Annotated in this window: 21 protein-coding genes; 13 read left to right on the top strand and 8 right to left on the bottom strand. The window is 61.6% G+C overall.

The features are described 5' to 3' along the window. Nucleotides 1-28 precede the first annotated feature (28 nt). The 6 genes from HDG34_RS25790 to HDG34_RS25765 form a co-directional block, all read right to left on the bottom strand. On the bottom strand, nucleotides 29-1,099 hold the full coding sequence (locus HDG34_RS25790) for a VOC family protein (protein ID WP_184063243.1): 1,071 nt from the start codon (nucleotides 1,097-1,099) through the stop codon (nucleotides 29-31). Between the two features lie 10 nt (nucleotides 1,100-1,109). After that, complete coding sequence (locus HDG34_RS25785) at nucleotides 1,110-2,795, bottom strand: bifunctional 3-(3-hydroxy-phenyl)propionate/3-hydroxycinnamic acid hydroxylase (protein WP_184063558.1); 1,686 nt, start codon at nucleotides 2,793-2,795, stop codon at nucleotides 1,110-1,112. A 102-nt stretch (nucleotides 2,796-2,897) separates the two neighbouring features. Then, nucleotides 2,898-4,613, bottom strand: coding sequence for a sulfatase-like hydrolase/transferase (locus tag HDG34_RS25780; RefSeq protein WP_184063240.1), 1,716 nt, complete (start codon nucleotides 4,611-4,613; stop codon nucleotides 2,898-2,900). A 274-nt stretch (nucleotides 4,614-4,887) separates the two neighbouring features. Next, complete coding sequence (locus HDG34_RS25775) at nucleotides 4,888-5,985, bottom strand: transporter (protein ID WP_184063238.1); 1,098 nt, start codon at nucleotides 5,983-5,985, stop codon at nucleotides 4,888-4,890. A gap of 200 nt (nucleotides 5,986-6,185) precedes the next feature. Beyond that, entirely contained in the window at nucleotides 6,186-6,494 is a 309-nt protein-coding gene (locus tag HDG34_RS25770) for a hypothetical protein (protein WP_184063235.1), read from the bottom strand. Nucleotides 6,495-7,061: 567 nt separating this feature from the next. Next, entirely contained in the window at nucleotides 7,062-8,057 is a 996-nt protein-coding gene (locus HDG34_RS25765; RefSeq protein ID WP_184063232.1) for a hypothetical protein, read from the bottom strand. 145 nt (nucleotides 8,058-8,202) lie between these two features. On the opposite strand from HDG34_RS25765, the gene HDG34_RS25760 reads away from it, so the two are divergent. The 5 genes from HDG34_RS25760 (at nucleotide 8,203) to HDG34_RS25740 (ending at nucleotide 13,821) form a co-directional block, all read left to right on the top strand. Further along, nucleotides 8,203-9,183, top strand: a complete 981-nt coding sequence (locus HDG34_RS25760) for a fumarylacetoacetate hydrolase family protein (protein ID WP_184063229.1) — start codon at nucleotides 8,203-8,205, stop codon at nucleotides 9,181-9,183. 259 nt (nucleotides 9,184-9,442) lie between these two features. Then, on the top strand, nucleotides 9,443-10,045 hold the full coding sequence (locus HDG34_RS25755) for a cytochrome b (protein ID WP_184063226.1): 603 nt from the start codon (nucleotides 9,443-9,445) through the stop codon (nucleotides 10,043-10,045). Between the two features lie 67 nt (nucleotides 10,046-10,112). After that, nucleotides 10,113-11,564: a glycosyltransferase gene (locus HDG34_RS25750; protein ID WP_184063223.1), complete on the top strand. Its 1,452-nt coding sequence runs from the start codon at nucleotides 10,113-10,115 to the stop codon at nucleotides 11,562-11,564. Nucleotides 11,565-11,931: 367 nt separating this feature from the next. Next, nucleotides 11,932-12,564 (top strand): TetR/AcrR family transcriptional regulator, encoded by a 633-nt coding sequence (locus HDG34_RS25745; RefSeq protein WP_184063221.1) that lies wholly within the window; start codon nucleotides 11,932-11,934, stop codon nucleotides 12,562-12,564. 507 nt (nucleotides 12,565-13,071) lie between these two features. Then, nucleotides 13,072-13,821 carry a response regulator transcription factor gene (locus HDG34_RS25740; RefSeq protein ID WP_184063219.1) on the top strand — a complete coding sequence of 250 codons (750 nt, stop codon included), beginning with the start codon at nucleotides 13,072-13,074 and terminating at the stop codon, nucleotides 13,819-13,821. On the opposite strand, the gene HDG34_RS39890 is transcribed toward HDG34_RS25740, so the two are convergent. After that, complete coding sequence (locus tag HDG34_RS39890) at nucleotides 13,763-15,766, bottom strand: hybrid sensor histidine kinase/response regulator (RefSeq protein WP_184063217.1); 2,004 nt, start codon at nucleotides 15,764-15,766, stop codon at nucleotides 13,763-13,765. The two genes, HDG34_RS25740 and HDG34_RS39890, sit on opposite strands and share 59 nt — an antisense overlap. Nucleotides 15,767-16,190: 424 nt before the next feature. On the opposite strand from HDG34_RS39890, the gene HDG34_RS25730 reads away from it, so the two are divergent. Beyond that, nucleotides 16,191-16,457: a hypothetical protein gene (locus tag HDG34_RS25730; RefSeq protein ID WP_184063215.1), complete on the top strand. Its 267-nt coding sequence runs from the start codon at nucleotides 16,191-16,193 to the stop codon at nucleotides 16,455-16,457. Nucleotides 16,458-16,627: 170 nt separating this feature from the next. Then, entirely contained in the window at nucleotides 16,628-17,176 is a 549-nt protein-coding gene (locus HDG34_RS39460) for a hypothetical protein (protein WP_184063213.1), read from the top strand. Nucleotides 17,177-17,220: 44 nt separating this feature from the next. Here the strand turns inward: HDG34_RS39460 and HDG34_RS40235 are convergent, their stop codons facing one another. After that, nucleotides 17,221-17,412 carry a hypothetical protein gene (locus HDG34_RS40235; RefSeq protein ID WP_409259560.1) on the bottom strand — a complete coding sequence of 64 codons (192 nt, stop codon included), beginning with the start codon at nucleotides 17,410-17,412 and terminating at the stop codon, nucleotides 17,221-17,223. Nucleotides 17,413-18,059: 647 nt separating this feature from the next. Here HDG34_RS40235 and HDG34_RS25715 point away from each other — a divergent pair. The 6 genes from HDG34_RS25715 to HDG34_RS25690 are packed head-to-tail and all read left to right on the top strand — an operon-like array spanning nucleotide 18,060 to nucleotide 24,259. Next, the gene (locus HDG34_RS25715) at nucleotides 18,060-18,920 is read left to right on the top strand and encodes an ABC transporter ATP-binding protein (RefSeq protein WP_184063211.1); all 861 of its coding nucleotides are present in this window, start codon (nucleotides 18,060-18,062) and stop codon (nucleotides 18,918-18,920) included. Continuing rightward, complete coding sequence (locus HDG34_RS25710; RefSeq protein ID WP_184063209.1) at nucleotides 18,913-19,725, top strand: ABC transporter permease; 813 nt, start codon at nucleotides 18,913-18,915, stop codon at nucleotides 19,723-19,725. The genes HDG34_RS25715 and HDG34_RS25710 overlap by 8 nt, the downstream gene beginning before the upstream one ends. Beyond that, nucleotides 19,722-20,699 (top strand): ABC transporter substrate-binding protein, encoded by a 978-nt coding sequence (locus tag HDG34_RS25705; protein WP_184063207.1) that lies wholly within the window; start codon nucleotides 19,722-19,724, stop codon nucleotides 20,697-20,699. Before HDG34_RS25710 ends, HDG34_RS25705 begins: the two co-directional genes overlap by 4 nt. Before the next feature lie 2 nt (nucleotides 20,700-20,701). Further along, complete coding sequence (locus tag HDG34_RS25700; RefSeq protein ID WP_184063205.1) at nucleotides 20,702-22,012, top strand: amidase; 1,311 nt, start codon at nucleotides 20,702-20,704, stop codon at nucleotides 22,010-22,012. Nucleotides 22,013-22,059: 47 nt separating this feature from the next. After that, entirely contained in the window at nucleotides 22,060-22,725 is a 666-nt protein-coding gene (locus tag HDG34_RS25695) for a GntR family transcriptional regulator (protein WP_184063203.1), read from the top strand. 28 nt (nucleotides 22,726-22,753) lie between these two features. Next, on the top strand, nucleotides 22,754-24,259 hold the full coding sequence (locus HDG34_RS25690) for an amidase (RefSeq protein WP_184063201.1): 1,506 nt from the start codon (nucleotides 22,754-22,756) through the stop codon (nucleotides 24,257-24,259).

Here is a 24,259-nt window from a genome sequence, read left to right as displayed (position 1 = left end):
CTCGAATGGCTTTGCAAAATGACTCGCGTCAGGCGAACAGCTTGGCGAGCGTTTTCAGCTTCTCCACCGTCACGTCGGGACTGTGCCGGAGGTTGCGGATGAGCGCTGCCACACTGGCCGGCGTGAACCTGGGTTTGGTGAAGCTGCGCGGCATGGTCGGCCCCCACTGCGACATCGCCTCGCGGCTGACGGCATGCACCCCCAGGGGTGCGTCTTCGGTGAACAGGTCGCCGTCGCAGTAGTGCTCGTGCTTGTCGCCCCACGGGTCCTGCCAATAGTCGAACACCTGGCTGCCGAGGATGTGTCGCCCGATACCCCAGGCGTGCGTCCAGCCTTGCTCGCGCAGCACGCGTTGTCCCATCCCGACCGCATCGGCGTCCACCACCTCGTAAGCGCTATGGCTGTAGAGCGGTGCGAAGCCTTGGGCCAACGCGAGCGAGTGGTGGTCCGCGGGCGTGGTGCCGAGATCGAGCCGCATGAAGGTGACCGCGGGCGAGCCGTCAGGAAGCACCTGCACGTCGCTTGGGATGAACCCGAAGTGCTGCGTGTACCACGCGCAGGTCTGCTGAAAGTCGGCCAGTTCGAGCACGACGTGCCCGAGGCGGATGACGTCCGGCGCCCCCACCGGCGGGCGCTGCGTCCCGTTGATGCGCACTGCGGCGTCCACGGAGTTCAACGGCAGCGGCGGCCGATGAGGTAGCGCTGACGCCGGCGCCTGGCCGAATATTGCGTCGACGCGGAAACCCGACGGGTCGACCAGGCCCACACGGTAGCCGCCGCCTGGCCACTTCGACGACTCCACGTCCGATGCACCGGGCACGCGCGAAAGCGCCTCAAGATCGGCCCTGCTGTTCACGCGCAAGCCGAAGCCGACGAAACGGGCCTTCGCCGCCTTGCGAGCCACGTAGCAGAAAGGCGCGGCTCCGGTGCCCCGCAGGAACATCCGCTCGCTGTCGCGCGACACGGTACGAAGCCCGAAGTCGTTCAAAAACTGCTCGGCTTTTGCGAGGTCGGGGCGATCAAAAATCAGGTACGCCAGCGCCGACGCTTTCGTCGTCGGGCGCGGATGGCGAGCCGGTTGTACAGTGGTCAGGTTCATGGCGGAAGCCTCAGGCGGCGGGTACGGTAAGTGCGACAGAGGGCGCAGGCGCGCCGACGGGGGCGCTGATCGGCGCGCCAAGCAAGGCCAGGCTCTCGCGCACCAGCCGGCTCGCTTCGGTCGCCGGTCCGTCGTGGAGGATCGTCCGGTCAGGGCGGATCACGGCGGCCCAGCCGACCGATACGACGCGAGGAAGGAAGACGCCGTCCAGGTCCTCCCAGCTGCCGCCTGGCGCAAGATGCAGCCGCTGCCCGCGATGCGCGATCTGAACGACAGTGCCGCCGGCAGCGGCAAACGCGGTGGCCGTCTCGTTATCGAGCGCAGCGCCCGCGTCGCTGCCGAACCCGACCAGCGTGAGGCCCTTGCCGAGTACGTTGTCGCTCAGGCAGGTTGTGCCGTCGCAGCCGCGCACCCAGCCCTGAGCAATGACGGCGCCGCGCACCAGCCTGGTCCGTGTCCGGCCCTTGACGAAGAGCCCGCGCGAGTAGGCGTTCTTCGGCTTGAGGCCCAGTTCTTCGAAATGCGCGCGCAGCTGTGGCACGAGCCGCACCATACGCATCAAGCCGTGTGTGAACAGCGCGAGACCGCCATTGCGCGGCATCACCAATTTCCCCATCAACTTCGCGAAGTTGATCATCGCCTTCACATGGGGACGCCGTTCCTGATCGTAGGTCTCGAGAATCTGCGCAGCGGCGCGCCCGCGAATGACCCAGGCGAGCTTCCAGGACAGATTGGCTGCATCGCGCAGCCCGGCGACCAGTCCCTGCCCGACGAATGGCGGCGTGATGTGCGCGGCATCGCCCGCCAGGAAAACGCGTCCCTGGCTGAACGCGTTCACCGTCCTGGCGTGAAAGCGGTAAACAGCCTTGCGCTCGATGACCATGTCGTCAACGTTGCCCCACGGAGCGAGCAGCTCGCGAATGCGCGCCTCGGACTCCATGTCCTCGCGCGTCTCCCCGGGCCGCAGCATGAATTCCCAGCGCTCACGCCCGCCGGGTGCGGGCATATGCGGAGTCGGCCGCCGGTGATCGCAATTGAACTCGACATGGTCGATCGGGCGTGGCACGTTGCGGGCATCGACGATCAGCCAGTCCTCGACGAAGGTCTTGCCTTTGAACTCCTGCCCGATCAGTTGGCGCACGAGCGAGCTGGCACCATCTGCGCCGACCAGGTAGCCGGCCTGGACCGAATGCGTACGGCCCTGACCCAGGTCCAGCGACGCGACGACAAACTCGTGCCCTGCCTGGAATCCGCTGAGCGAAACCCCGAGGGCGGTCTGCACGTGGCCACACCCCGCCAGCCGGCTGCGCAGGCACCGCTCGAGGTCCGGCTGATAGAACGTCACGAGCTTCGGGTGACCGTCCAGGCTACCCAGCGTGTTGGCCTTGCCGAACTCGCCCAGCGCCGGCGAGCGCATCCGCACATAGGGTATGGCCAGCGTCTCGAAATCGCCTTCGGCCACGCCCGCCAGTTGCAAGATACGCAGTGCCTCGTTGTCCAGCGCGATGGCCCGCGGCGCCATGAAGATGTCGGTTGCCTTGTCGATGACCAGGACCTGCACGCCATGACTCGCGAGCAAATTGGCTAGCGCGGCGCCTACTGGCCCAAAGCCGACGACCAGCACGTCGACGACCGACGGCAGCGCTCCGACTGTCCGCCGCAACGAATCAACGCACCCACCGGGCCGAGCGCTCATCTGCGCAATTGTTTCCACTAGGAACTCCGCTTATCCGTTTCGCCGGTTCCGACCGGCTCTTTGTGACATTGATCACCCTGACGGGGCACTCGGTTGTGGGTGTCAACCTACGTTCCACAGCAGCTGGGGACCAGGCAGCATTTGCGCACGATCCTCGCCGATCTCCAGGGCAATCAATTCGTTGCACAACATGGCCATCTTCCAAAGCAGTGCCTCGTTTCCCGGCCGGGCGGCCAGATTGGTCTGCTCCAGCGGGTCCGCCAAGGTGTCGTACAGCTCCAGATCGTTGAATCGCACGAGCTCGGCAAACGAACGCGGCGTATTGTGTTCAGTAGACCGAAAGTAGCGGGCAAACTTGTACCGCCCGTCGAACACGCCCCGCATTCCGCTCCTCGTTTTCATGCTTTCCAGCAGCAGACCCTTGGTCATGAAAAGTGTCCTCGACAGGGCGCCGTGCGCCGAGGTCACCTCCTGGATCGCCTGGGGGGGCACGCCGTAGATGCGGCTGTCCCACTGATACAGAACGCCTTTGCGGCCACTGCCCGTCGTTCCGCGGTCGCTGGCATGGATTGCCTCCGACAAGTCCACTCCCTGCAGCTGCGGATACGCCGCACGTCGCTCGACCTCATTGATCCCGGCGAATGAAAGGAGGGTTGGCGCGATGTCGATGTGACTGGCAAGGGCAGCGGTGTCCCCGCCAGCGGGCATATCGGGATGCCAGACTGCAAACGGCAGGCAGCAGTTCTCGCGATAGATGACGTTGCCTTTGCCTCGCAGCGCGTGCGCCCCACTTAGCTCTCCGTGATCGCTCACAAAGACGACCACTGTGTCGTTCCACCCTCCGGAGGCATCCAGCGCGTCATAAACGATGCCGATGTTGCGATCCACGTCTCGCAGGCAATTGAAGTAGTAATTCTGGTAGTTCCGCCAGGCGTCGCGATCATCGAGCGGAATGCGTCCGAGCCCCATGTCATAGTCCAACTCGAAGAGCTTGTGCGCAGACACCCGCCCACTGTCGGCATCCTTGCCGAAATTGGCTGGCAGGTCGAAGCCGAGGTTCTGCCGAAAGAGCGGATCGTCGGGCGCGGGCTTGAGCGACACGCCGCCGATCGGCAGCTGGACATAGGTCTCGAACTGGCGCTGCGTCGCCAGGAAATACATGATGTCGTGCGGGTTGACGAAGTTGACGGCCGCAAACCACGGTTGGCGGGCGTTTCGTCGGCTGCCGATGAACTGCGCGGCCTTCTCCGCGATGCCGCGATCGGCATCGAACCCGGCGAGGGCGCCGTCGAATTCGCGATCCTGGTCGCTGATGGCGAAACCGTAGCTGCCAAACAAGGCCCGCATCCGATCGGTTCCGACCGGCTGGGAAGGTAGGTGGCTCAGATGCCACTTCCCGAAATAGGCGGTTTCGTAACCGGCATCCTGCAACATGGTTCCAAGCGTGGGAACCGACTCATAGAGGTCGTGCGCAAATGGAACGGGCACGTTCTCGTAGACACCGTTGTATTGATAGTGGAGTCCCGTGTAAATGTTCCCGCGCGCCATCGAGCAAAGGCCGGTTACTCCGTTCATGCCCGAGAATCTCATCGCGCGTTCGTACAGCCGATCTCGATGAGGTAGATGAAGACCTTGGGGAAGCATGGAACCGTGTCTCTCCTGGTCGGTGACAACCAGCAAGATGTTCGGCTGCCGGGCGCGGCGCGCACCAAAGTGTGCGCGCGGACGCTTAGCGTTGCCTAAAGCACGGGCAGCTATCATTCCGCCGGCAACCGCAATGCCGGCGCCTATCAATAGTTGTCTTCGATGCAGATTCATGACGTCCTCGGTGCTACTGGAAAGATACTCGAAAGCTCTTGCCGGAAATTGCGGACGGCGCGGCGTCTGCGCGCAGGATCGAGCTCGTGTTGACATTCACGGCCGGTCGAGCGTGTTGAGCGCAGCATCGTGTCCCCATATAATAATGACGATATTGCCATCATGACACAAATGTCGTTACGCATGCTACACGACGAACGATAGACATCTCGTTCGACCGCGAGCACGCTGATGTGCAGCCGGGCTTCTCGCCGAGTCCTCGCCGATATCCCTGTCAAAAGACCTTGATCAGTCGTATTTGACTGAAGCTGCCCGCCCTTGCATTACGTGAACTGACCGTCGCCATGTACTGAAGCGTCAGCGCGGCATTGAGGACCGGCACCTTGGTGGTGAAGAACCCCCCGGCATTCAGCGTTTGGTAACGACTCGAGCCCCAGGGGTTGTTGGAGTCGCTTTGATACTGCTGAACGAAGACGGTATGTAGTCCGAACACCCCGATGGAAGCCTTGTATGCTGCCGCCCCTTCCAGACCCAGCCAATTGCCGCTGCGCACGTTGTCGTCCCGGTTCGTGGTGTTGAAGCCCAGGCTCAGCTTCACTGTGAGCGCAGTGCGCGGGGTCGGTAGGTAAGCCACCTGGATAGCCGGGCGCACCGTATAGAAATTGCCGAAGCCGATGTCTGGGGCTGATGGGTTCGACGCGTTGTATTGGCCCGTCGGCAGCACAAGTGAAACGCCTGCCAGAACACGAAGCTGCTCGGCGGCATAGAGCCAGCCAGCCTGCAATTCAAGGTCGCCGATACCCGATACGTCGCCAGAGCCAGCTGCTGCCTGGCTAGCAAGGCTCCCTTGATACGATGCGCCGAACTGGGCCGCCACAGCGCTTTGCGCTGCGGAAGGAACCGCCGGATTCCAATGCAGAGCGGGCGTTGAAGCGTTGACTTGAGTCGTCTTTGTCTGAGTGCCGTACGGCAGGAGGCCGCCAAAAACCAGGCGACCGCCGCCGTAGGTGTCGCTCGTGATGTAGCCCACAGCGAGGTTGAAAATCTTGAACGTGCCTGTGGCGTCGACCTGGGCGGTGCTGGCGCCATAGGAGGGATACAGCGCCGCGGGGTTCGGCGCGGGCAGCGGCACGGTTCCGCCCGGAATGGGGGCTGTGAGCGTATTGCCGTCGTTACCGGTCACTTTCTTAATGTCGATGTAGGTCGCGGCAACACCGACGGCAAGCCCTGAGGAATCGGGAGGCGCGAACATTTCACCGCCAATGGCGCCGGCAATGTTGTACCTCACCTGGAAATCTTCCCCTGCATGCGCAACGATGGAGGTAAGGCTGCTTACCGCCGCCAAGCCAAGATAAATGGAACGATGCAACATCTGTGTCTCCTCCTCTTTTTTGTAGAACTACGGCAACCGGTGTCCCACCGGAGCCATCCATCGGCTCCGGAAGACATGTGTTTCTCCTAGTTGAAAGAAGCGTGGCGGGCGCGTTAGCTGGGCAACGGACTGCTCTGGACCAGCGTTTTTACACGCCGGTGCGGGATGAAAGCTCTGGAACCACAGGGATGAATGCTCCGTCAACCGCTTTTTAGTGGTACGTGGCTGACCTCGATGTTGCGCATGGCGTTCTCGCCCGCACGGAACAGGAATCGTTGCGTTCCGGACGCCGCCAGGGTACAGCCCTGAGCGCACACCGACGTGATCTGCGGCGACCCGGTGCCGCAAACGATTACGCAATTCGTCGACTTGTCCTGAATCACCGAATAGTCGGTCCGATCGCGTACCTGCGACTCAATGAACGGATCTCGCAATCGGCCACATGAACTGAGCAGCAACAGCAGCCCGGGCAAGGTTGCATATCTGGTTAGCCGCATCGTGTTCTCCATGATTTCTCCAGCAGCGGTAGGCGATGCCGCGCACGGTGGCTTGTCGGGGCTTCGCTCGGCGCAAGCCTGACCGCGCCGATAGGGCTATGTCTGCCGTCGGCCAGCATTGGTGTTGCATGCGGCATGCGCATCACCCATTACACGACGCAATGGCCGTTATGTGGTGTTCATGGTGACAGTATCGTCATCGTGACGATACTGTCGTTTATACCTAGGCGGCAGGGGCAACACGTGGTTTGGGAGAATCGGACTGTTCGTGCATGCATGGACCCGATGCCTTTTGGAGGCTTCTTTTTCTGGATATCGAAGCGGTCTGCATCGCCCGCGGCCGCGATGAGATCCGTGCACCCTGTCCTGGGCAAAATCGCGGCTTGCCGGAAGCGGCAGCCGGCACAAAAAACAGGCTTGGGCTAATCGTCCGGATCGTGCGAAGTCTGGCGGCCGGCGCATGCGGAGGCGCTTGCAACAAGCCGAAGTCTCAACACCATTTAAATCGGCGCGGAGCGTCATTTCGCAGACCTATGTATCGAAATTTGTCTGCGATCTCTGGCTCGGATCCGAAGCAGTTCAAAGCTGGGGGGCGCAGACACTGCGCCCTTTTGCTGGACCGGCTTCCGCAATGCCAAAACCAATGCCAATTTCTTTGGATAGCTCCTGAAATACCTTGTGAGGAACAGCGCCTGTTGCGACATGCATGGCAGCTGCGGCGGCGACCCAGGATTGGGTTTCCACCGCTCCAATTCCTGCCTTGGCCATCACCTGTTCGGGATCCCAGTCGTCGAACTGGTTCAATCGACCGGAGCAGTACGCCTCCATGAACGCCTTGTCCCAGCCGTCGTTGAGCCCGGCCAGTTTTGCAGGCATGAGGACGCTAGCGAGGATTTTTGCAACGGTTCGGTGGGCTTTGATCTCGTAGTCGATCCAGGCTTGTTGCGTCACCTGCGATTGCGCCTTGCCTTGCAGGATGTAGGGTCTCCATCGGTCCTTAACCGAGTCGATCGGAGGAAACAGCCTGCTCGGGTCGTGGGCCAGCCCGCCGGTACCGATAAAGAGCACGCGAGCTTGACGCAGCGAGCGCGCAAAGTTGCCGACCGCCTCCCCCAATGCCCGGGCGCGCGCATAGGGGCTGAATGGCGGTTGGAGGCAGCTCACGAAGATCGGCAGGACAGGATAGGCGGCCAGCCCGCCGGTCAGGTACTTCAGTGCCTGCGAGAAACCGTGGTCAACCTCCATGGCGTATGAAACGGCCGTGTCCACACCTTGGCCACGTATCGACTTTACCGCCTGCACCGCCAGGTCCCTGGGGACATTGAGATGGCCCGGCGTCCCGCCCACATCAGCAAGCGCCGTCGCTTGCACCGCGACACAGAACGACGGCATGCAATTCATTTGCTGCCCCCCATAGTGATCGACGCCAAAGAGGATCACCAGATCAGGTGCGAACGAAGCGATGCGCGCGCGCTGACCCTCGAGTGCCTCGAGAACGTTGCGCACTGAACGACTCTGCTTTGCAGGGAAGTCCAGGATGGGAGAGTGCGACGCGCACACCATCATGAAATCCATTTACTCACTCCAGAGCGGCTCGCGCCGCCATCTAAGCCCTTTTGCCGGGCGGCCCGAGAACAAAAATTTGTCTCTTGCTTGATCGATCAACCAAGGCACGGTATCATGGCCACTTCTACTGGTCAAGCAACGTGGAGGTTCCGAGATGAAGTTCTGTAGTTTTGAGACCGCTCAGCGGCGGACTTATGGCGTCGTGTGTGACGCAGGTGTCGTGGATCTTAAGGGTGCATTGGGTGCGCAAGCACCGGAATCCCTTGAGGCGCTCATTGCAGCGATGGCCGATCATCGCTTGAGACAGGAGACGATCACGGCCGCATTGTTGGGAGTCCAGCCAATTCCATTGAACCAGGTCTCGTGGTGCCCTCCGCTTTCTCGACCTGGTAAGATCATCGGCGTCGCCATCAATAATCGGATGGGACAAGAGTTGGCATTTCGGCCGTTTGCAAATCCCGCCTTCTTTCTCAAGCCTGCCAGCTCGCTGATAGGTTGCGGACGACCCGTAATCGTGCGAGAAGAGTTCGGTCTGACTCACCCCGAGCCAGAGCTTGGGGTAGTGATTGGGCGCGGCGGCAAGATGATTGCGGAGTCGCAGGCACTCGACCACGTCTTTGGCTACACCATCGTGAATGACGTGACCTCACCCGGGCTGAAGGAACAAGACAGCCTGGAGATTGTTCTTCCCGGGGTGGTCCGTGGCGGATACCGGGAACTTTTGACCTGGCGTCACGTACGAGACGAGGAGCACGAGCGCTCGATCTATCTGACGTATCACACATTGTCCAAAGGTGCCGATACCTTTGGTCCGATGGGGCCTTGGATCGTCACGCGCGATGAAATTCAGGACCCCAATCGGCTGACGATCAACTCCTTCGACGGCGATGATCTTGTCTTCGAAGATTCAACGGCTAATTTGACATTCTCGGTACAAAGGATTATCGCCCACGCGTCCAAATACATGACGCTTGAACCAGGCGATGTGCTGCATTGCGGCACTGCGATGCAGCCGCGGATCGGTGGCAAGTATCTCATGCTGGCTCATTGGGATCTCCGACGCTCAGGCAAGCCCATCTCGGTAGAAATTGAAGGCATAGGCAGACTGGAAAATCCAGTTATCGTGGAGGGCTGAAACCAGCTCAAAAAGAAGATTGATGCCTAATGCAAACGGAAAAACGAAAAGACCGTCGATCCGAACCTCGCTCGCGACCGCATCTTGGCGGCCGCGTGTGAGGTGCTTGCCGAGCAAGATACACGGCGGCATCTATATCAAAAATGGCAAAAAAAGCGAACGTTCTATCGGGGTCAATTTATAGACGCAGGCACTATTTCGACGACGCCGTTTTAAACAGGTTGTGCAGGATCGCCTTCATGTCCGGACGGAATCATCGATGACCACTCCGGCCCCTGTCCCGCTTGCGCAGTCGAGCGCTGCGCAGGCTTCGTGGCGCTACACCCGCACGGCGATGCTGCTGCACTGGATCATCGCGGTGCTGATGATCGGCAATGTCGTGTTGGGGCTCAGCGCGGATTCGCTGCCTGACGACTGGGTGCGTCCGGTGATCGATACTCACAAATCGATCGGCATCACCGTGCTCTGCCTCGTGCTGTTGCGCATCTTGTGGCGCGTGTCGCACCGGCCGCCGCCGTTGCCGGCCGACTTTCCGGCTTGGGAAATGCGCGCCGCGCACGTCGCGCATTTCGTGCTGTATCTGCTCATGATCGGCTTGCCGCTGTCGGGCTGGTTGCACGATTCGGCCTGGAAAGACGCGGCGACTCATCCGATGCGCCTGTTCAACCTGTTCCCGTGGCCGCGCATCGGCTACGTGACGCGTCTCGATCCGGCGCTGAAGGAAAGCTTGCACGATCGCTTCGGCGCCCTGCATGCGTGGCTCGGCTATGCGCTCTACGCCATGCTTCTGATGCATGTGGGCGGTGCGCTCAAGCATCAATGGATCGATCGCAAGTCGGTGCTCAAACGCATGGTGCCGTGACGGCCGTCGCTGTTCCTTTTGACGCAGGCCTTTTATCAACGCGGTATCGACAGATTCAGCAGCCATTTTGAAGAGATCACTGGAACAGGCGCTCGCGCTCATATCGCCGCGCATTCTGCCGCGCCCCGCCCCGCTGCCGAGCACGCTGATTCACCTGAGTGTCGTCGTGGTATGGCTACTGCTGTTCGCCCGGGCGTTCTTTTTGCATGGCGTGGTGGCGTGGTCCACCGGCCTCGCGTATGTGGCCTACGACACCTTGTTGCTGGGCTTCGTCACACTGAAGACGTTGCCGCTCCTGCGCCCCGCGGCGCCGCTCGATCCGGCCTCGGAGACGCGCAGCTTGCCGGCCATGGGCGTGATCGTCGCCGCGCATGACGAAGCCGCCGTGCTGCCCATGACGCTTGCCGCGTTGCTGCGGCAGGTGCACGGCCTGACGCAGATCGTGATCGCCGACGACGGCTCCACCGACAACACGCGCGCGCTGCTCACGGAGCGCTTCGGCCTGACCCCGGCCGCGGACGGCAAACTGAGCGCGCCCAGTTCGCTCTATCCCAATCTGTACTGGCTGCGCGTGCCGCATGGCGGCAAGGCGCGCGCGCTGAACGCAGCGATCACCGTGATGACGACAGACACCGTGATGACCGTCGACGCCGACACGCTGCTCGATGACGACGCCACCTACGCGATGCGCGCCGCGTTCGCGAGCGAGCCGAAGCTCGTCGCGGCGGCCGGCATTCTCGTGCCGGTCTGCGGCAAGAGCGTGTCGGGCCGTGTGTTCCAGTGGTTCCAGACCTACGAGTACATGCGCAACTTCATCGCGCGCTTTGCGTGGATGCGCGCCGACAGCCTGCTGCTGGTGTCGGGCGCGTTCGCCGCGTTCAGGCGCGATGCGCTGCTGGCGGTAGGCGGCTTCGACCCGCAGTGTCTGGTGGAGGACTACGAGTTGATTCACCGGCTGCGCCGCCATTCGGCGGATCACGGGCTCGGCTGGGCGGTGCGCGTGGTCGGCGACGCGCATGCGCGCACGGACGCGCCCGGCACGCTCGGCAGCTTTCTGCGGCAGCGGCGCCGCTGGTTCGCCGGCTTTCTGCAGACTCAGTACTGGAATCGCGACATGACCGGCAATCCGCGCTACGGCACGCTCGGGATGCTGATGCTGCCGGTCAAGGCGATCGATACGATGCAGCCGATCTACGGCTTGACCGCGTTCGCGCTGCTGCCCGGCTTTCTGTTCGGCGGGCACCGCGCGATCGTGGTGTCGATTTTCTGCGTGATCGGCCTGAAAACCGCCATCGACCTGGCGTTCTATCTCTGGTGTATCCACCTGTACCGGCGCTGGACCGGCGAGCGCCCCAGCTCGAGTCTGTGGATGGCCATGGCGGCGGCGCTTGCCGAGCCCTTCACGTTCCAGCTGATTCGCCATACCGGCGCGCTGCTCGGCTGGCTGCACTTCCTGCGCGGCGGGCGCTCGTGGGGCCGGCAGCAGCGCTCGGGGCTGGTGGCGCCCGACGAACACTGACGAGCCACGCCGGCTGCGCGGTTACGCCGCGAGCGTCGTCCGGTCTGCGCCGGCAGGATCGGCCCGCGCTCGCGTGGCTGCCTTGCCAGGCGATTTCGACGGCAACGGCGGGCTGGCAGACACATCGTCTCGCATGTTCGAGTAGACTGGGTTTCGATGCGGTCCCCGCGTGCGCCGTCGGCCGAGCCTGGTTCCGTTCGTGCCAGGAGGCGTCCCTCATGCATGCAGCGCCCCCGCTGGATCGCAGCACCCTCGATGCACCCGCCGAGGCGTCCCTGCGCGATTTGCACCGCGTCGTCATTCACCCCGATCAGACTGGAAAACCCAGTTATCATGGAGGGCTGAAACAAACTCAGAAAGAAGATTTATGCCTAATGCAAACGAAAAAATAAAAAAAAACGTCGATCCGCAGCTCGCTCGCGACCGTATCTTGGCGGCCGCGCGCGAGGTGTTTGCCGAGCAAGGATATACAGCGGCATCGATATCAAAGATCGCAAAAAAAGCGAACGTGCTTTCGGGGTCAATCTATTGGGCGTTTGAATCCAAAGAGAGGCTCTTTGCAGAAGTCCTTACCATTACTGCAGAGGAATGGAGGCGGAAATTTAAGCCTTTTTCGGATCAGAAGACCGACCCCTATGAAAAGCTGATGGTATTCGCTTCTGGCTTCGTTCAGGCACCGGAATTTTTGCGCCTTATGATGATCGTCGCAACCGAACATCAAGCCAGTCGCCATGAAATACGGGACGCTGCGGTCAAGATCCGGCGCGAATGGAGGGATTATGTCGAGCGATCTGTGGCCCCCCTTTTAGAGGGCTATGAGTCCGACGGTGCGAAGCACCTTGCCCAAAGAATGGGGCGAATGTTACTTCAATTGCTGGACGGCGTCTTCATGTCGCTTCAGATCGAGCAGAACGAGATGACGGCCGAACAAATGTTCATTGATGTGTCCGGCGTACTGAGACGGGAATTTGAATTTGGCCTTAGTCAACTCAATAGATAAATGGTGCAACGATTTAAGACTAACGGCTAATTATCGATGAGCAAAACTGAATTCGCGCAATTGAGTGCCAACATCGCTCTGCCCAAGTAGGCGTTCCCGAACAACTCTCAGCGGCTTACGCAGCAAGAATCCGATGCGGAAATGGAGTTGCGTGATTTACATGGTGCATGCATATTGCCGCACGAATCCTGCAAATTTTGACGAAGTGGGGATTGGCCCGAAGACGCCGGTGCCAGAGGGAGATTTCTTGCGCCAACCGCTGCGCGAGCAGGTGAAGTTGAAGCGTCCGCTCGTGAGTTTATCCCCATTCCGGTAGGCTTGAATCGCCGGACGACGGGCAAAAACCGCCACATTCGAGGAAATGTCCTATTGGTCAGCCGTCGCCGTCCGGGGCATTGGTACACTGCATGTACTATTGGTCTGACACAACGCAAGACCGCCACGGATGTAGCATCATCCGCTGCGTCATTGCGGCCCGCTTCGAAAGCGGTTCAGGGAGACGATGGAATGCGCGTACTGATCGTCGACGATCACGAACTGTTCAGAGCCGGACTGGCGCTTCTGCTGAGACAGATCTTTCCGGACATCGAGTTGCTGCACGCGAGTACGTTGTCACAAGGTTTGAATCATGCGCTCGGCGAATTCCTGAACATCGTTTTTCTCGATCTCGACCTTCCCGATGGTCACGGTTGCGACGCGCTTGCCGAATTGAAGGAGTCGCGCCCGTCTTTACCGGTGATTGTGATCTCGGCCGACGGTAGCGTGGAAACCATTGGCCGATGCATCGAACTTCGCGCCATGGGATACGTGCCCAAATCGTCATCTCCTGAAGCGCTCCATGCGGCGATAAGCGCGGTGCTGGCCGGCGGCGTATTCCTGCCTGCGTCAAGCATCGCGACGCTCAGGCGTGACATGAGCACAGACGACGCCCCCGCGGATGAACCTCGGAACCACCAGTCGGGAGGCAACTCAGAAATGAGCACCGCATCTGAACTGGGACTGACTCCGAGAGAGTTCGAAACCTTGGCGTGGCTGGTGCGCGGGCTTCCATCCAAGGTCATCGCGCTGAAAATGGGGCTCGAGGACATTACCGTACGGAAATACATCAGTCATCTGCTCGCGCATTTCAATCTGCGGCGCCGTACGGAACTGATCGTGATGCTTGCAGATAGAGGGATCAAACTTGGCGTTCCGCCAGTCACGGATCCCGCACATGACAAAAGTCTGCCGGCTGTTGGGCGGCAACGAACCGGCTGACTTCAACGAGCGTGTTTTCTGGCGCGGAAGACTTGCGCAGCAACACGAAAGGCTGGGAAAAATCGCGAAGTGAGGGCGGGGAAATCAGCTCGCCCGTGATGAACGCAACGGGCAGCGCGCCCGCCCAGTCGAAACGCCGCCTGATCCGTTCGGCAAGCTCAATGCCGTTTGGCCCTTCGCGCAGCCGTATATCGGTGACGAGGACGTCGGGTGCGCGGCCTTCATCGGCCAGAATCGCTTCGAAGCCCGTCATTGACCCGGCAGTATCCACGAGTGCGCCCGCGCTGATAAACAGCCGCCGCAGACCTTCGAGAACGGTCGGTTCGTCGTCGCAAAGCAGGACGTATTTGCCCTTGAGCACGGACGTGTATGCGTCATCCTTTCGGTCCTCCGTCCCGATGACCGGCGTCATTATCGAAATTGGAGCGTACAGGGAAAAGTGCGACCCGCGCCCTTCGACCGAATAGAACCTCAAGCTGTGCCCCGGCAGAATCCCAATGACCCGTTGGACGATGGACAGCCCGAGCCCCAAGCCTTTCGAGCGATCGCGGCCCGGGTTGTCAATCTGATAGTACTCGGCGAATATCGCATCCCGATGTGCGGGCGAGATACCGACGCCCGTATCCCAGACGTCGATGCGAAGCCGTTCACCGACCTCCACCCACCCGATAACGACGCCTCCCATGCGGGTGTTCTTGATCGCGTTCGATACGAGGTTGGACAATACCCGCTTGAACAGCGAGCGGTCGCTTTCAATGGGCGGCGGGCGGCGCAAGCGCATGGTGCTTCTGATTTCGATGCCCTGCGATCTCGCCGGTTCAAGATATTGTTCAAAAACATCGGCCAGCACGGCTTGTGTATCGATCGGCGACAGGCTTGGAACGTACGAACCTAGTTCGCTGTAGTCCTGAATGTTCTTGAACATGTCGAGGATGTCGCCTGCCGTCTCCTCGATGACGTCGAGATCATGCGTTGCGGCGTGACCAGCTTCGAGCTTTGTCCGCGCGCTGCGGATGAAGAGGTTGATTGCGGCGAGCGGCTGCTGGATGTCGTGATAGGCCGATGAAAAGAACCGTTCCTTCTCTCTGACCAGCTCTCTCATGCGTTCATTCTGCCGTTTGACAGCGGAGGACGCCGCCTGAACGCGTGCGTTTGCTGCGCGCAATGTCCGCCTGAACATAAATTCACGGCGGGCAGCGCGTTCAAACTGAATGCAGATGACAACGCCCATAAAATACATGATGGCCAACACAGACCCACGGGACGCCCAGCCAGCGCCCACCGTGGAAGCGCCCGTCCGTGGCCAGAGAGAAAGGGTAAGGTGAAAGCTTACAACGCCCAGCCCGACTAACCACGCTGCCGTGATTGCTCGAAGTCGGAGCAATGTGAATATCGTGAAAAGGACAAGTAAAAATTCGGGGAATACTTCCCGGAAAGCCAAGGCCGCCGGGTAAAGCTCCATCAACTGCAAGAGGGTGAACCAGCAGCTCAGCATCCATACGCAAAGCAATCCGACCACCCAGCGTTCGTCGAAGGCACGCGGTCCCCACATCAAACATATCGGCACAGCCATACCCACGGCACCTGCGAGCCGCAGATAGCCAACGTGAAAGATGATGCTGGGATCGACCCGGGTCAGCAGCCACCAATCGCGGCGAGCAAACAGGATCCACAGCAGGAGGCTGGCGGCGCCAGCCAGCCTGCGTTGGCCGGCGTAGCGGCGCGCATAGTCAGTACGGAACGCGCGCTCGAGATCTGCCGAGGCAAACTTGCGTACCACGAAGCCTGACAATTTCATAAGGCCTGCCGGACCAGAAAAATCACCGTGGGATAGTGCTCCACATCGATGAGCTTTATCGCCGCACCACTGGCTGGAAAGATCTCCACCGATCGTGGCTAACGGAGCAATGCGGCGAATTGCAGCGAAAGCGATGTCGAAGGCCACGGATGCACAACGCCCTCGTCCGTAGCCGCGGTGCGATAAAAACAGAATAGCAGGTCGCCCTCCCTACCATCAGCCACAAATGTATCAGCGACGTGACGTGCCCGCAGTTGGACCGTTCAGGAAGGACCGCCGTCGGGAGGCGAATGTCCGACACGTCATCGGGATCGGGATTGGGATCGGACATCGACAGTGCATACATCTTTCGCCGACGGTGGTTGTTCATCGCCTACGCATGTGCGTTGCGATGGCGTTTCGGCTGGCCAAGAATGAATATGACAGCAACGCTGACAGGGCAGTCATCGAGTGCACCTGGATCGGCTGATCGTCGCAAGGAGGCCGAATCTGCGTTGGCTCGTGCGAAGAATGCTGTGGGTCGGCGAGAGAGTGAACACGCCGATCTCTTAAACTTCGAAGGAGTACTCTCATGAAACTTTATCAATCGGTTACCGTCTGTCTTGTCGTGGTGGCTGGAGTGACAGCAGATGGATGCTTCGCCCAATCAGCGACCAACCAGCAGGAGTCCGTAGCGGCTGGCAGCACCCAGCAGGCTCCGGCGGTCGCGGTTCCGGCTGCCACATCGGCAGATCCTGTTCTCCCCGGAAAAACACGCGAGCAGGTGATGCGCGAGCTGGAGGATTTCCAGAAAAATGGCGAAGCAGCGAAGATGGTCGAGCTTTACCGAGGCAGCTAGGTGAGGGGCGCGGGCCAGAAGGATGTTTCGACTATCGAACCGTCACCTTCACCGTCGTCGGCGTGTATAGATCCCTCAGTTCTGGATCTCAACGATGCTATTTCGTCGAGCGGAGGGCCGTCGAGCTGCTCAGTGTCTGGACGATCAGTTGCTGGTGCGCGGTCCTGAGAATGGTGCAGATCTATCCGGGCGACCTGGCTTGGCGGCAAGCCTATCCGATCCTGACGTTTTCCCTTTTCGTGATATTCATGGCATTCCGGCTCCGAGGGATCACGGCGGCGTGGCTGATCGGGCTATGCGTTGTCAGTTACCTGGTCATGCTCTATTTCAAGCCCAGCGGCCAGAGCGTCGACGCGCGCGTGGAGTCGGTGATTGCGCACGCCACGATGGTGCCGATGATGTATGTCGTCGGTTTGCTCGTCACCATTCCACTGAAACGTGCCGCGAGCGCGGGCGCGTTCGTGCACGCCGCAGAATCGATGGATGGATTTGACGTCATCCTCGCCGATGACAGCCGCATTCCCGATCTCATCGTCACCGATATCCGGCCGCGCGACGGAGCCACTGGCAAGGAGGGTGCTGATAGCATTAGGCGTCATTTCGCGTGGGCAGGCGTTATTCCCGTCGCATTTCTCACCGGCGAGCTGCTGTCCGATCGCGTCCTTCGACTTTCCCGAACCGTGGTGATCTGGGCGATGTTCGTCATCAAACCACGATAGCGGGCCTTCATGTAACCGCAATGACGGGCGTTGCCGGAAGCGCTTCATCCAGCGCATCTCCAAACCGGATGCCTCCGGCGTCGCGCGATTCGCGGTAGCCGTGAGCAACGCGGGATCGACGAACGCACTCGAGCCCCCGCGCCGGGCGCAAAACGACTGCCTTCCTCGTTCGTCCACGCGACGACCTCGACAGGATGCCGTGTCGCGATGCCCGCTCGATCCAGCGCGCGAAGCACTTCGAGCCCTGCCAGCCCGCCGTAAGCGCCGTCCAGGCGTCCGCCTGCGTGTGTATCGATTGCCGGTCAGGTCCAGTGGCAGATCCTCGAGACCGTTGCGACGAAAGAACAGGTTCGCGCAATCGTCGACGTAAGTCTCCCAGCCGCGATCTCGCGCCTCGTCGAGCAGCGCGCGCCGCGCTTCGCCATCGATCGGTGTCAGCGCTTCTCGAGACACGCGCCATCGGTGCGGCGTCCGAACGCGGCCAGTCGCGATAGACAGCATCAAGGCTGTCGCCGTCGAGCAAGCTGACGATTCGGGCGGCTATCGGCTGATCGCTCGTGCACGGATCGAACACTTCCTGTCTTTGCAATCGTCTCTTTGCAGTGGCTTTCCAACGGAATGAACGTCGTTCCAGAGACTTGCACGAAGCGATTAATGTGCCATTGAATTCACGCCTCGCCCCGCACAGTTTCATCGCAACATGCACCGATTCGCACAGCGACGCGCACTGCAGAGGCGCAGCGGCACCAAGTTTGCGCACCGACGCATCCCATGCGAGTCCACCGAGAAAAAACTTTTTTGACGAGGACAGCTTCCGATTTTTGATTGTGCATTATGCATTGCAGCAACTACTTCACCAGTACGAGACCTTGCGAGGAACGACATGAAGGGATCGAACGCAACAGTCAACACGTTCGCGGAACCGCTGCGCGTGCGGCAGCTCAGTCACGGATTTCAATCGCCCGATCGCTCGACCGTGACCATCTTCGACCGGCTCGACTTCTCCGTGGGACATGGCGAGATCGTGTCCATCGTCGGACGAAGCGGCGCGGGCAAGAGCACCCTCTTCAATCTCATTTCAGGCCTGCTCACGCCGCAGTCAGGCGAGATATCGGTCGGCAGACGCGCAGATGGGGAAGCGGGCCGCATCGCTTATATGTTGCAGAAGGACCTGATGATGCCGTGGCGCACGGTGCTGCAAAACGCGCTGCTCGGCATTGAGTTGTATCGCAAGGTCCGGCCCGATGATATCGCCCGCGCGCGGCAGATGCTCGCGCGCTACGGGCTCGGCGCCGTCGCCGATGCCTATCCGCATTCGCTTTCAGGCGGCATGAGACAGCGCGTTGCGCTCACGCGCACACTGCTCGTCGATCCGACGCTCGTGCTGCTCGACGAACCCTTCTCCGCGCTCGACTACGAAACGCGTCTCGCACTCGAGGACGACATCATCGCGCTGCGTGCGCAAAGCGGCACGAGTGTCGTGCTCGTCACGCACGACATCGAAGAAGCCATCGCGATGAGCGATCGCGTGATCCTGCTTGGCGGGCGTCCCGCACGCATCGAAGACCAGATCGACATCGAACTGACGACGCACGGACCGCGCAATGCCGTCTCCGCGCGCGAGGCGCCCGAGTTCCGCGGCTATCACGCGCGTGTCTGGAACGGTTTGCGCGGACACGTCACCTCGCGCGACGCAGATGAAGTCGCTCCATCGAGCATCCTTGCAGGAGCCGTCCATGACTGAAGCCGTTCTGTCCACCAACGTCACGCCAAGGAAAGCCGTACGCCGTACGCGCCGCAAGTTCGGCACGACGGGCGCCGTCTTCGGTATCGTCGTTGCGCTGGTTCTTGCCTGGCAACTTGCCGTTAGCGCGGGCTGGATCAACGGCAAGCTGCTGGGCTCGCCGTCCGGCATCTATGAGGCCGCCGTCATCGGGCTGACGCAGGGCACGCTCGTGTCCGACACCTGGGTCACGCTCTATGAAACGCTGGCGGGTCTCGCCATCGGTAGCGGCCTCGGGATCGGTCTCGGCCTGCTGCTGTGGTTTCTGCCGACAGTCTCGGGTGTCGCCGAAGGATTGTCCGTCATCCTCAACAGTATTCCGAAGATTGCGCTCGGACCGCTCATCGTGATCTGGTTCGGTTCCGACGCCTCGTCGAAGATATGGCTCGCCGGCATCTCCACATTCGCCGTCGCGATGATCTCGTCCTGCGCCGCCGCGCGTGAAGTCGACAAGGACCTGCTCAATCTCTTCCATTCGTTCAAGGCGAAGCCGTCGATGATCTTCACCAAGCTCATCGTTCCGAGCGCGCTGCCGTGGATCTTCTCGACGCTGCGCGTGAACATCGGCTTCGCGTTGATCGGCGCGGTCGTCGGCGAATACATTGCATCGCAGTCGGGGCTCGGTCACGCGGTGTTCGTCGCGGGCTCGCTCTTCGATCTCAATACCGTCTGGCTCGGCATCATCGTGCTGACCTTGATGGCCTCGGTTCTCAGCTGGATCGTTCAACTCGCGGAAGCGAAGATCATTTCCTGGAAGAAAAAATGAAGAAGACACACGCTCTGCTCAATAGTATCGCGGCCGCATGTCTGGTCGCATCCGGAATCGGCGCGACGAGCGCTCAGGCCGCCGAGCCGGTGGTCATCTATCAGGCATTTCAGTCGATCCAGTACCTGCCGCTCTATGTGGCTATCGACAAAGGCATCTTCGAGAAGAACGGCCTTGCCGTGCAGAAGGTCACTGCGGGCAGCGGCGCGGCGGGCGTTGCAGCGGTGATCGGCGGTCATGCGGACTTCTCGCTGCAAGACCCGATGACCGCCATGCTCGCCAACCTCAAGGGCGCATCGCTCGTGAACGTGGCCAACGTGGTCGCCGGCGTGCCGGTGTGGGTGATCGCGCCGAAGGATTCGACGGTCAAGGGCGTCGGCGATCTCGCAGGCAAAAGCGTCTCGACCGCACTGCCGCCGTCGACGAGCACGTATCTGCTGCAACGGCTCATCAGCGAACAGAAGCTCGCGGACGTGAAGATGAACACCGTGCAGATCGGCACCGAACTCGCGCCGGTGATGGCGGGGCGCTCGGAAGCCGCCGCGCTCTATATGCCGCAAGCGGAAACGGGGCTCGCGCAAGGTTATCGCATCGTGTACGCGTTCCCGAAGGCGTATCCGGGCGGCTATGCATTCTCGACCATCGACACGCTCTCTCTCACCGTCAAGAGCAAGCCGAAGATGGTAGCCGCGTTCGTGAAGTCGATCGGTGAAGCCGAAGCTCTGATTCAGCAATCGCACGACACGGCGAAGAGCGTCGCGCGCGCCGAATTCCCATCGCTCGATCCGAAGATCGTCGATTCGGCGGTGCAGCGTCTCATCGATCAGAAGATCTATGCGGCCACGCCCGGTATTTCCGAGCAGGCCTTCCGCAATGCACTCGATCTGCAGGAGTCGATCGGCAACATCAAACCCGGCGCAATCACTTATGCCAATGGCGTCGACAACACGTTCGCCGCAGCCGCGAGCAAGTAACGATGAATCGATCAGATCAATCATTGCTCACGACACTGCTCGCTAATCGTCACGACGAAGCCGCCGCGCGCGCGACGCTGCTGGACGCGCAGGCCCGCGCCGATGCGCTGGAGCCGTGGCTTCGGGCCTTCGTGCATCGGCCGGATACGTACGCCGTGCGCGGCGCCGTGGCGCGTGCGCTCGTGGGCGTGCCCATCGGAGTCAAGGATCTCGCCGATACCGCCGACATGCCCACGGGCTACGGCTCGCCGGCTTACGACGGGCATCGGCCCGAGCGCGACGCGCGCATCGTGTCGATGATCCGCGCGCTCGGCGGAACGGTCTTCGGCAAGACCGCGACGACCGAATTCGCCTGGCGCGGACCGGCTGCGACCGTCAACCCGTGGAACCGTGCGCACACGCCGGGCGGCTCGTCGAGCGGATCGGCGGCGGCCGTCGCAGCGGGCATCGTGCCGCTCGCCATCGGCACGCAGACGGTCGGATCGATCATTCGCCCGGCCGCGTATTGCGGCATCGTCGGCTACAAGCCGTCGTATCGCGCGGTGCCGAGCGAAGGCGTGCATCCGCTGGCTGCGTCGCTCGATCACGTCGGATTCTTCGGGCGATCCGTCGACGATGTCGCCGTCGCGCATGCGTTGTTCGTCGAAGGCGCTCTTCAGGCGGTCGAAAGCGAAGCGGCGTGGCGCGATCACTTTCCGCGCGGCACCTCCGCGCTCACGCTCGGCGTCGTTCGCACGCCGTTCTGGGACGAACTCATCGCGCCGCATCAACGCGCCAATTTCGATGCATCGCTGCGGACGCTGAGCGAAGGCGGCGCGCGCATCGTCGAGTTGGACTACGGCGCGGACCTGCCGCAAATGCGCGAAGCGACACTGACGATTCTCGCGGTCGAGGCGTATCGCGCCGTCGGCGATGTAGCCGCACGCGCGCCCGCGCTGATGAGCGAACACATGCGCGTGCTGTTGTCCGAAGGCCAGGCGATGCCGCTCGAGCGCTATCAGCAAGCCTTGCTGTTGCAGGCGCACGTGCGCTCGCAGTCTGCCGCGCTGCTGCAAGGCTGCGACGCGCTCGTGACCTTGCCCGCCAGCGGTGAAGCGCCCCACGGACACGCCGATACGGGCGACGCCCGTTTCTGCGCACCCTGGAGCCTGATGGGGGCGCCCGCCGTCAATGTGCCTTCCGGCTGGAGCGATGCAAATCTGCCGCTCGGCTTCCAGATCGTCGGCGCTTTCGGCGATGATGCGAAGCTGCTGCGCGTTGCCGCGCGCATCGAAAGCATGCTGAAGTTCGAAAGACGCGCCGTCACCATTTGATCGACGAAATGCGCAACATACGATAACGACCGCTCACGGAGACGAGCATGAGCCAGCCCTTTCGTACGATTCAGCAATACGTGCTCGGCACGTTGCGCGCCGAGATTCTCAACGGCGTGTATCCACCGAACACGCGGCTGCGGCAGGAAGAGATCGCCAAACGCCTCAGCGTCAGTACGACGCCGGTGCGCGAAGCGTTCCGCGACCTGCGCGCGGAAGGGCTGGTCTCGATCGATCCCAACAAGGGTGTCGTCACACGCGCGCTCACGGCCGCGGACGTCAGCGAAATCTACGAACTGCGCATGGTGCTCGAGCCGATGCTGTCCCAACGCGCCTGCGCGCATGCCACCGATGGCGAGCTCGCCTCCGCCGAAAAGGTGCATGATGAAATGTGCGCGACATTGTCGTCCGAGAGGTGGGCCATCCTCAATGAGGAGTTCCACAAGCATCTGATGGCGAGCGCCGCCGGCACGCGTCTCTTTGAACTGGTCGAAGGGCTGTCGCTGGTCGCGCGGCCTTACGTGTCCCTCTCGATGCACGTCAAAAGCGATATCCTCGACAGCAACAACCGCGAGCATGCCGATCTCCTCGACGCCTACCGCGCCCGCGATATGCGCGCCGTGCATGAGCAGACGTACGCGCATCTCGAGAACACGCGCGATGCGATCATCGCCTGTGTCGAGCAGGCCTTGCCTTCGCCAGCGGCGGCTTGAGCTCTTATCCGATTCCTCCTCGATGCCCATGACGCACGACTCTCTCGTCTCTCTCTCCGCCGTCGATGCGCGCCGACTGATCGGCGATCGCAGTGTCTCGCCAGTCGAACTGCTTGACGCGTGCATCGCGCGCATCGAAGCGATTAACCCTGCCGTCAACGCGATGGCGGCGACGTGTTTCGAACGTGCGCGCGACGAAGCGCGTCGCGCGGAAGCGGCGGTGATGCGTGGCGAGCCGCTCGGCTTGCTGCATGGCGTGCCCATCGGCGTGAAAGATCTGGAAGAGACCGCCGGCGTACTCACGACGTATGGCTCGAAGCTCTTCCGCGCAAACGTTCCGGACGAGGACAACGGGATGGTCGCACGCATTCGGGCGGCGGGCGCCATCGTGACAACCAAGACCAACACGCCCGAAATGGGCGCGGGTGCGAACACCCGCAACGACGTCTGGGGCGCGACGGGCAACCCCTTTGCGCCGCTGCTGAACGCGGGGGGGTCGTCGGGCGGATCGGCCGCAGCGCTCGCAACCGGCATGCTCCCGCTCTGCACCGGCTCGGACACGGGCGGATCGCTGCGCATTCCAGCCGCGGTCTGCGGGATTGTGGGACTGCGGCCATCGCCGGGACTCGTGCCGGGCGACCGGCGCGAACTCGGGTGGGCGCCGATTACCGTGAGCGGCCCGATGGCACGTACCGTCGGCGATGTGCGGTTGCTGCTTGCCGCGCAGGCTGGCTTCGACGCGCGCGATCCGCTATCTTACGACGTCGATTCGGCCGCGCTTGCGCAGCGCCGTCCGATCGATGCGTCGGGGCTGCGCATCGGCTTTACCGATGACTTCGGGGTATGCGCGCTCGACGACGCATCCCGCGCGACGTTCCGCGCGAAGGTCGACAAGATCGCACGGCACGTGGCGGTGTGCGAACCGGTATGCATCGACATGAGCGGCATCGACCGATGCTTCGACGTAGTGCGCGCGCAGAACTTCGTTGCGCAGTTCGCGGAAATCTATGAGCGCGATCCGTCGCAGCTTGGACCCAATACGCGCGCGAACTTCGAGCTGGGCGCATCGATGACGCTCGGCGACGCCGTTTGGGCGCACAAGATGCAAACGACGCTGTATCGACGCTTCCAGTCGCTCGTGCAGCACTATGACGTGATCGTTTCGCCGACGGTGTCCGTCACGCCATTTCCGTGGTCCCAATGGCATCTCGAAGCGATCAATGGCAAGCCGCTCGATACGTACTATCGCTGGCTGGGACTGACTTACCTCGTTTCGCTGATGACCAATCCGGCGTTGTCGCTGCCGTGCGGGGTCGATCATGCCGGCATGCCGTTTGGTGTGCAGTTGGTCGGCCCAGCGCGTGGAGACGGGCGGTTGCTGGACATTTCGGAGGCGCTCGAAGCGGCATTTGCTACGGTCGACGCGCTGCGGCGACCTGCGCCGGATCTTAAAGCACTGTCCGAGCCGGTCCCTGAGCTGCGGTCTATCGTGTCGTCCCCGCCGATCTTATCGAATCGTTCGAGGATGGCCTAG

The organism is Paraburkholderia sp. HC6.4b (assembly GCF_014200875.1).
Taxonomy (GTDB): domain Bacteria; phylum Pseudomonadota; class Gammaproteobacteria; order Burkholderiales; family Burkholderiaceae; genus Paraburkholderia; species Paraburkholderia tuberum.
The sequence above is the reverse complement of the archived record's forward strand: the minus strand, read 5'-3'. Positions and strand labels throughout refer to the sequence as shown.

Coding starts and splice junctions, on each gene's coding strand:
- HDG34_RS25790 (WP_184063243.1), bottom strand. CDS start 1,099: ATGAACCTGACCACTGTACAACCGGCTCGCCATCCGCGCCCGACGACG.
- HDG34_RS25785 (WP_184063558.1), bottom strand. CDS start 2,795: ATGAGCGCTCGGCCCGGTGGGTGCGTTGATTCGTTGCGGCGGACAGTC.
- HDG34_RS25780 (WP_184063240.1), bottom strand. CDS start 4,613: ATGAATCTGCATCGAAGACAACTATTGATAGGCGCCGGCATTGCGGTT.
- HDG34_RS25775 (WP_184063238.1), bottom strand. CDS start 5,985: ATGTTGCATCGTTCCATTTATCTTGGCTTGGCGGCGGTAAGCAGCCTT.
- HDG34_RS25770 (WP_184063235.1), bottom strand. CDS start 6,494: ATGGAGAACACGATGCGGCTAACCAGATATGCAACCTTGCCCGGGCTG.
- HDG34_RS25765 (WP_184063232.1), bottom strand. CDS start 8,057: ATGGATTTCATGATGGTGTGCGCGTCGCACTCTCCCATCCTGGACTTC.
- HDG34_RS25760 (WP_184063229.1), top strand. CDS start 8,203: ATGAAGTTCTGTAGTTTTGAGACCGCTCAGCGGCGGACTTATGGCGTC.
- HDG34_RS25755 (WP_184063226.1), top strand. CDS start 9,443: ATGACCACTCCGGCCCCTGTCCCGCTTGCGCAGTCGAGCGCTGCGCAG.
- HDG34_RS25745 (WP_184063221.1), top strand. CDS start 11,932: ATGCCTAATGCAAACGAAAAAATAAAAAAAAACGTCGATCCGCAGCTC.
- HDG34_RS25740 (WP_184063219.1), top strand. CDS start 13,072: ATGCGCGTACTGATCGTCGACGATCACGAACTGTTCAGAGCCGGACTG.
- HDG34_RS25730 (WP_184063215.1), top strand. CDS start 16,191: ATGAAACTTTATCAATCGGTTACCGTCTGTCTTGTCGTGGTGGCTGGA.
- HDG34_RS39460 (WP_184063213.1), top strand. CDS start 16,628: ATGGTGCAGATCTATCCGGGCGACCTGGCTTGGCGGCAAGCCTATCCG.
- HDG34_RS25715 (WP_184063211.1), top strand. CDS start 18,060: ATGAAGGGATCGAACGCAACAGTCAACACGTTCGCGGAACCGCTGCGC.
- HDG34_RS25710 (WP_184063209.1), top strand. CDS start 18,913: ATGACTGAAGCCGTTCTGTCCACCAACGTCACGCCAAGGAAAGCCGTA.
- HDG34_RS25705 (WP_184063207.1), top strand. CDS start 19,722: ATGAAGAAGACACACGCTCTGCTCAATAGTATCGCGGCCGCATGTCTG.
- HDG34_RS25700 (WP_184063205.1), top strand. CDS start 20,702: ATGAATCGATCAGATCAATCATTGCTCACGACACTGCTCGCTAATCGT.
- HDG34_RS25695 (WP_184063203.1), top strand. CDS start 22,060: ATGAGCCAGCCCTTTCGTACGATTCAGCAATACGTGCTCGGCACGTTG.
- HDG34_RS25690 (WP_184063201.1), top strand. CDS start 22,754: ATGACGCACGACTCTCTCGTCTCTCTCTCCGCCGTCGATGCGCGCCGA.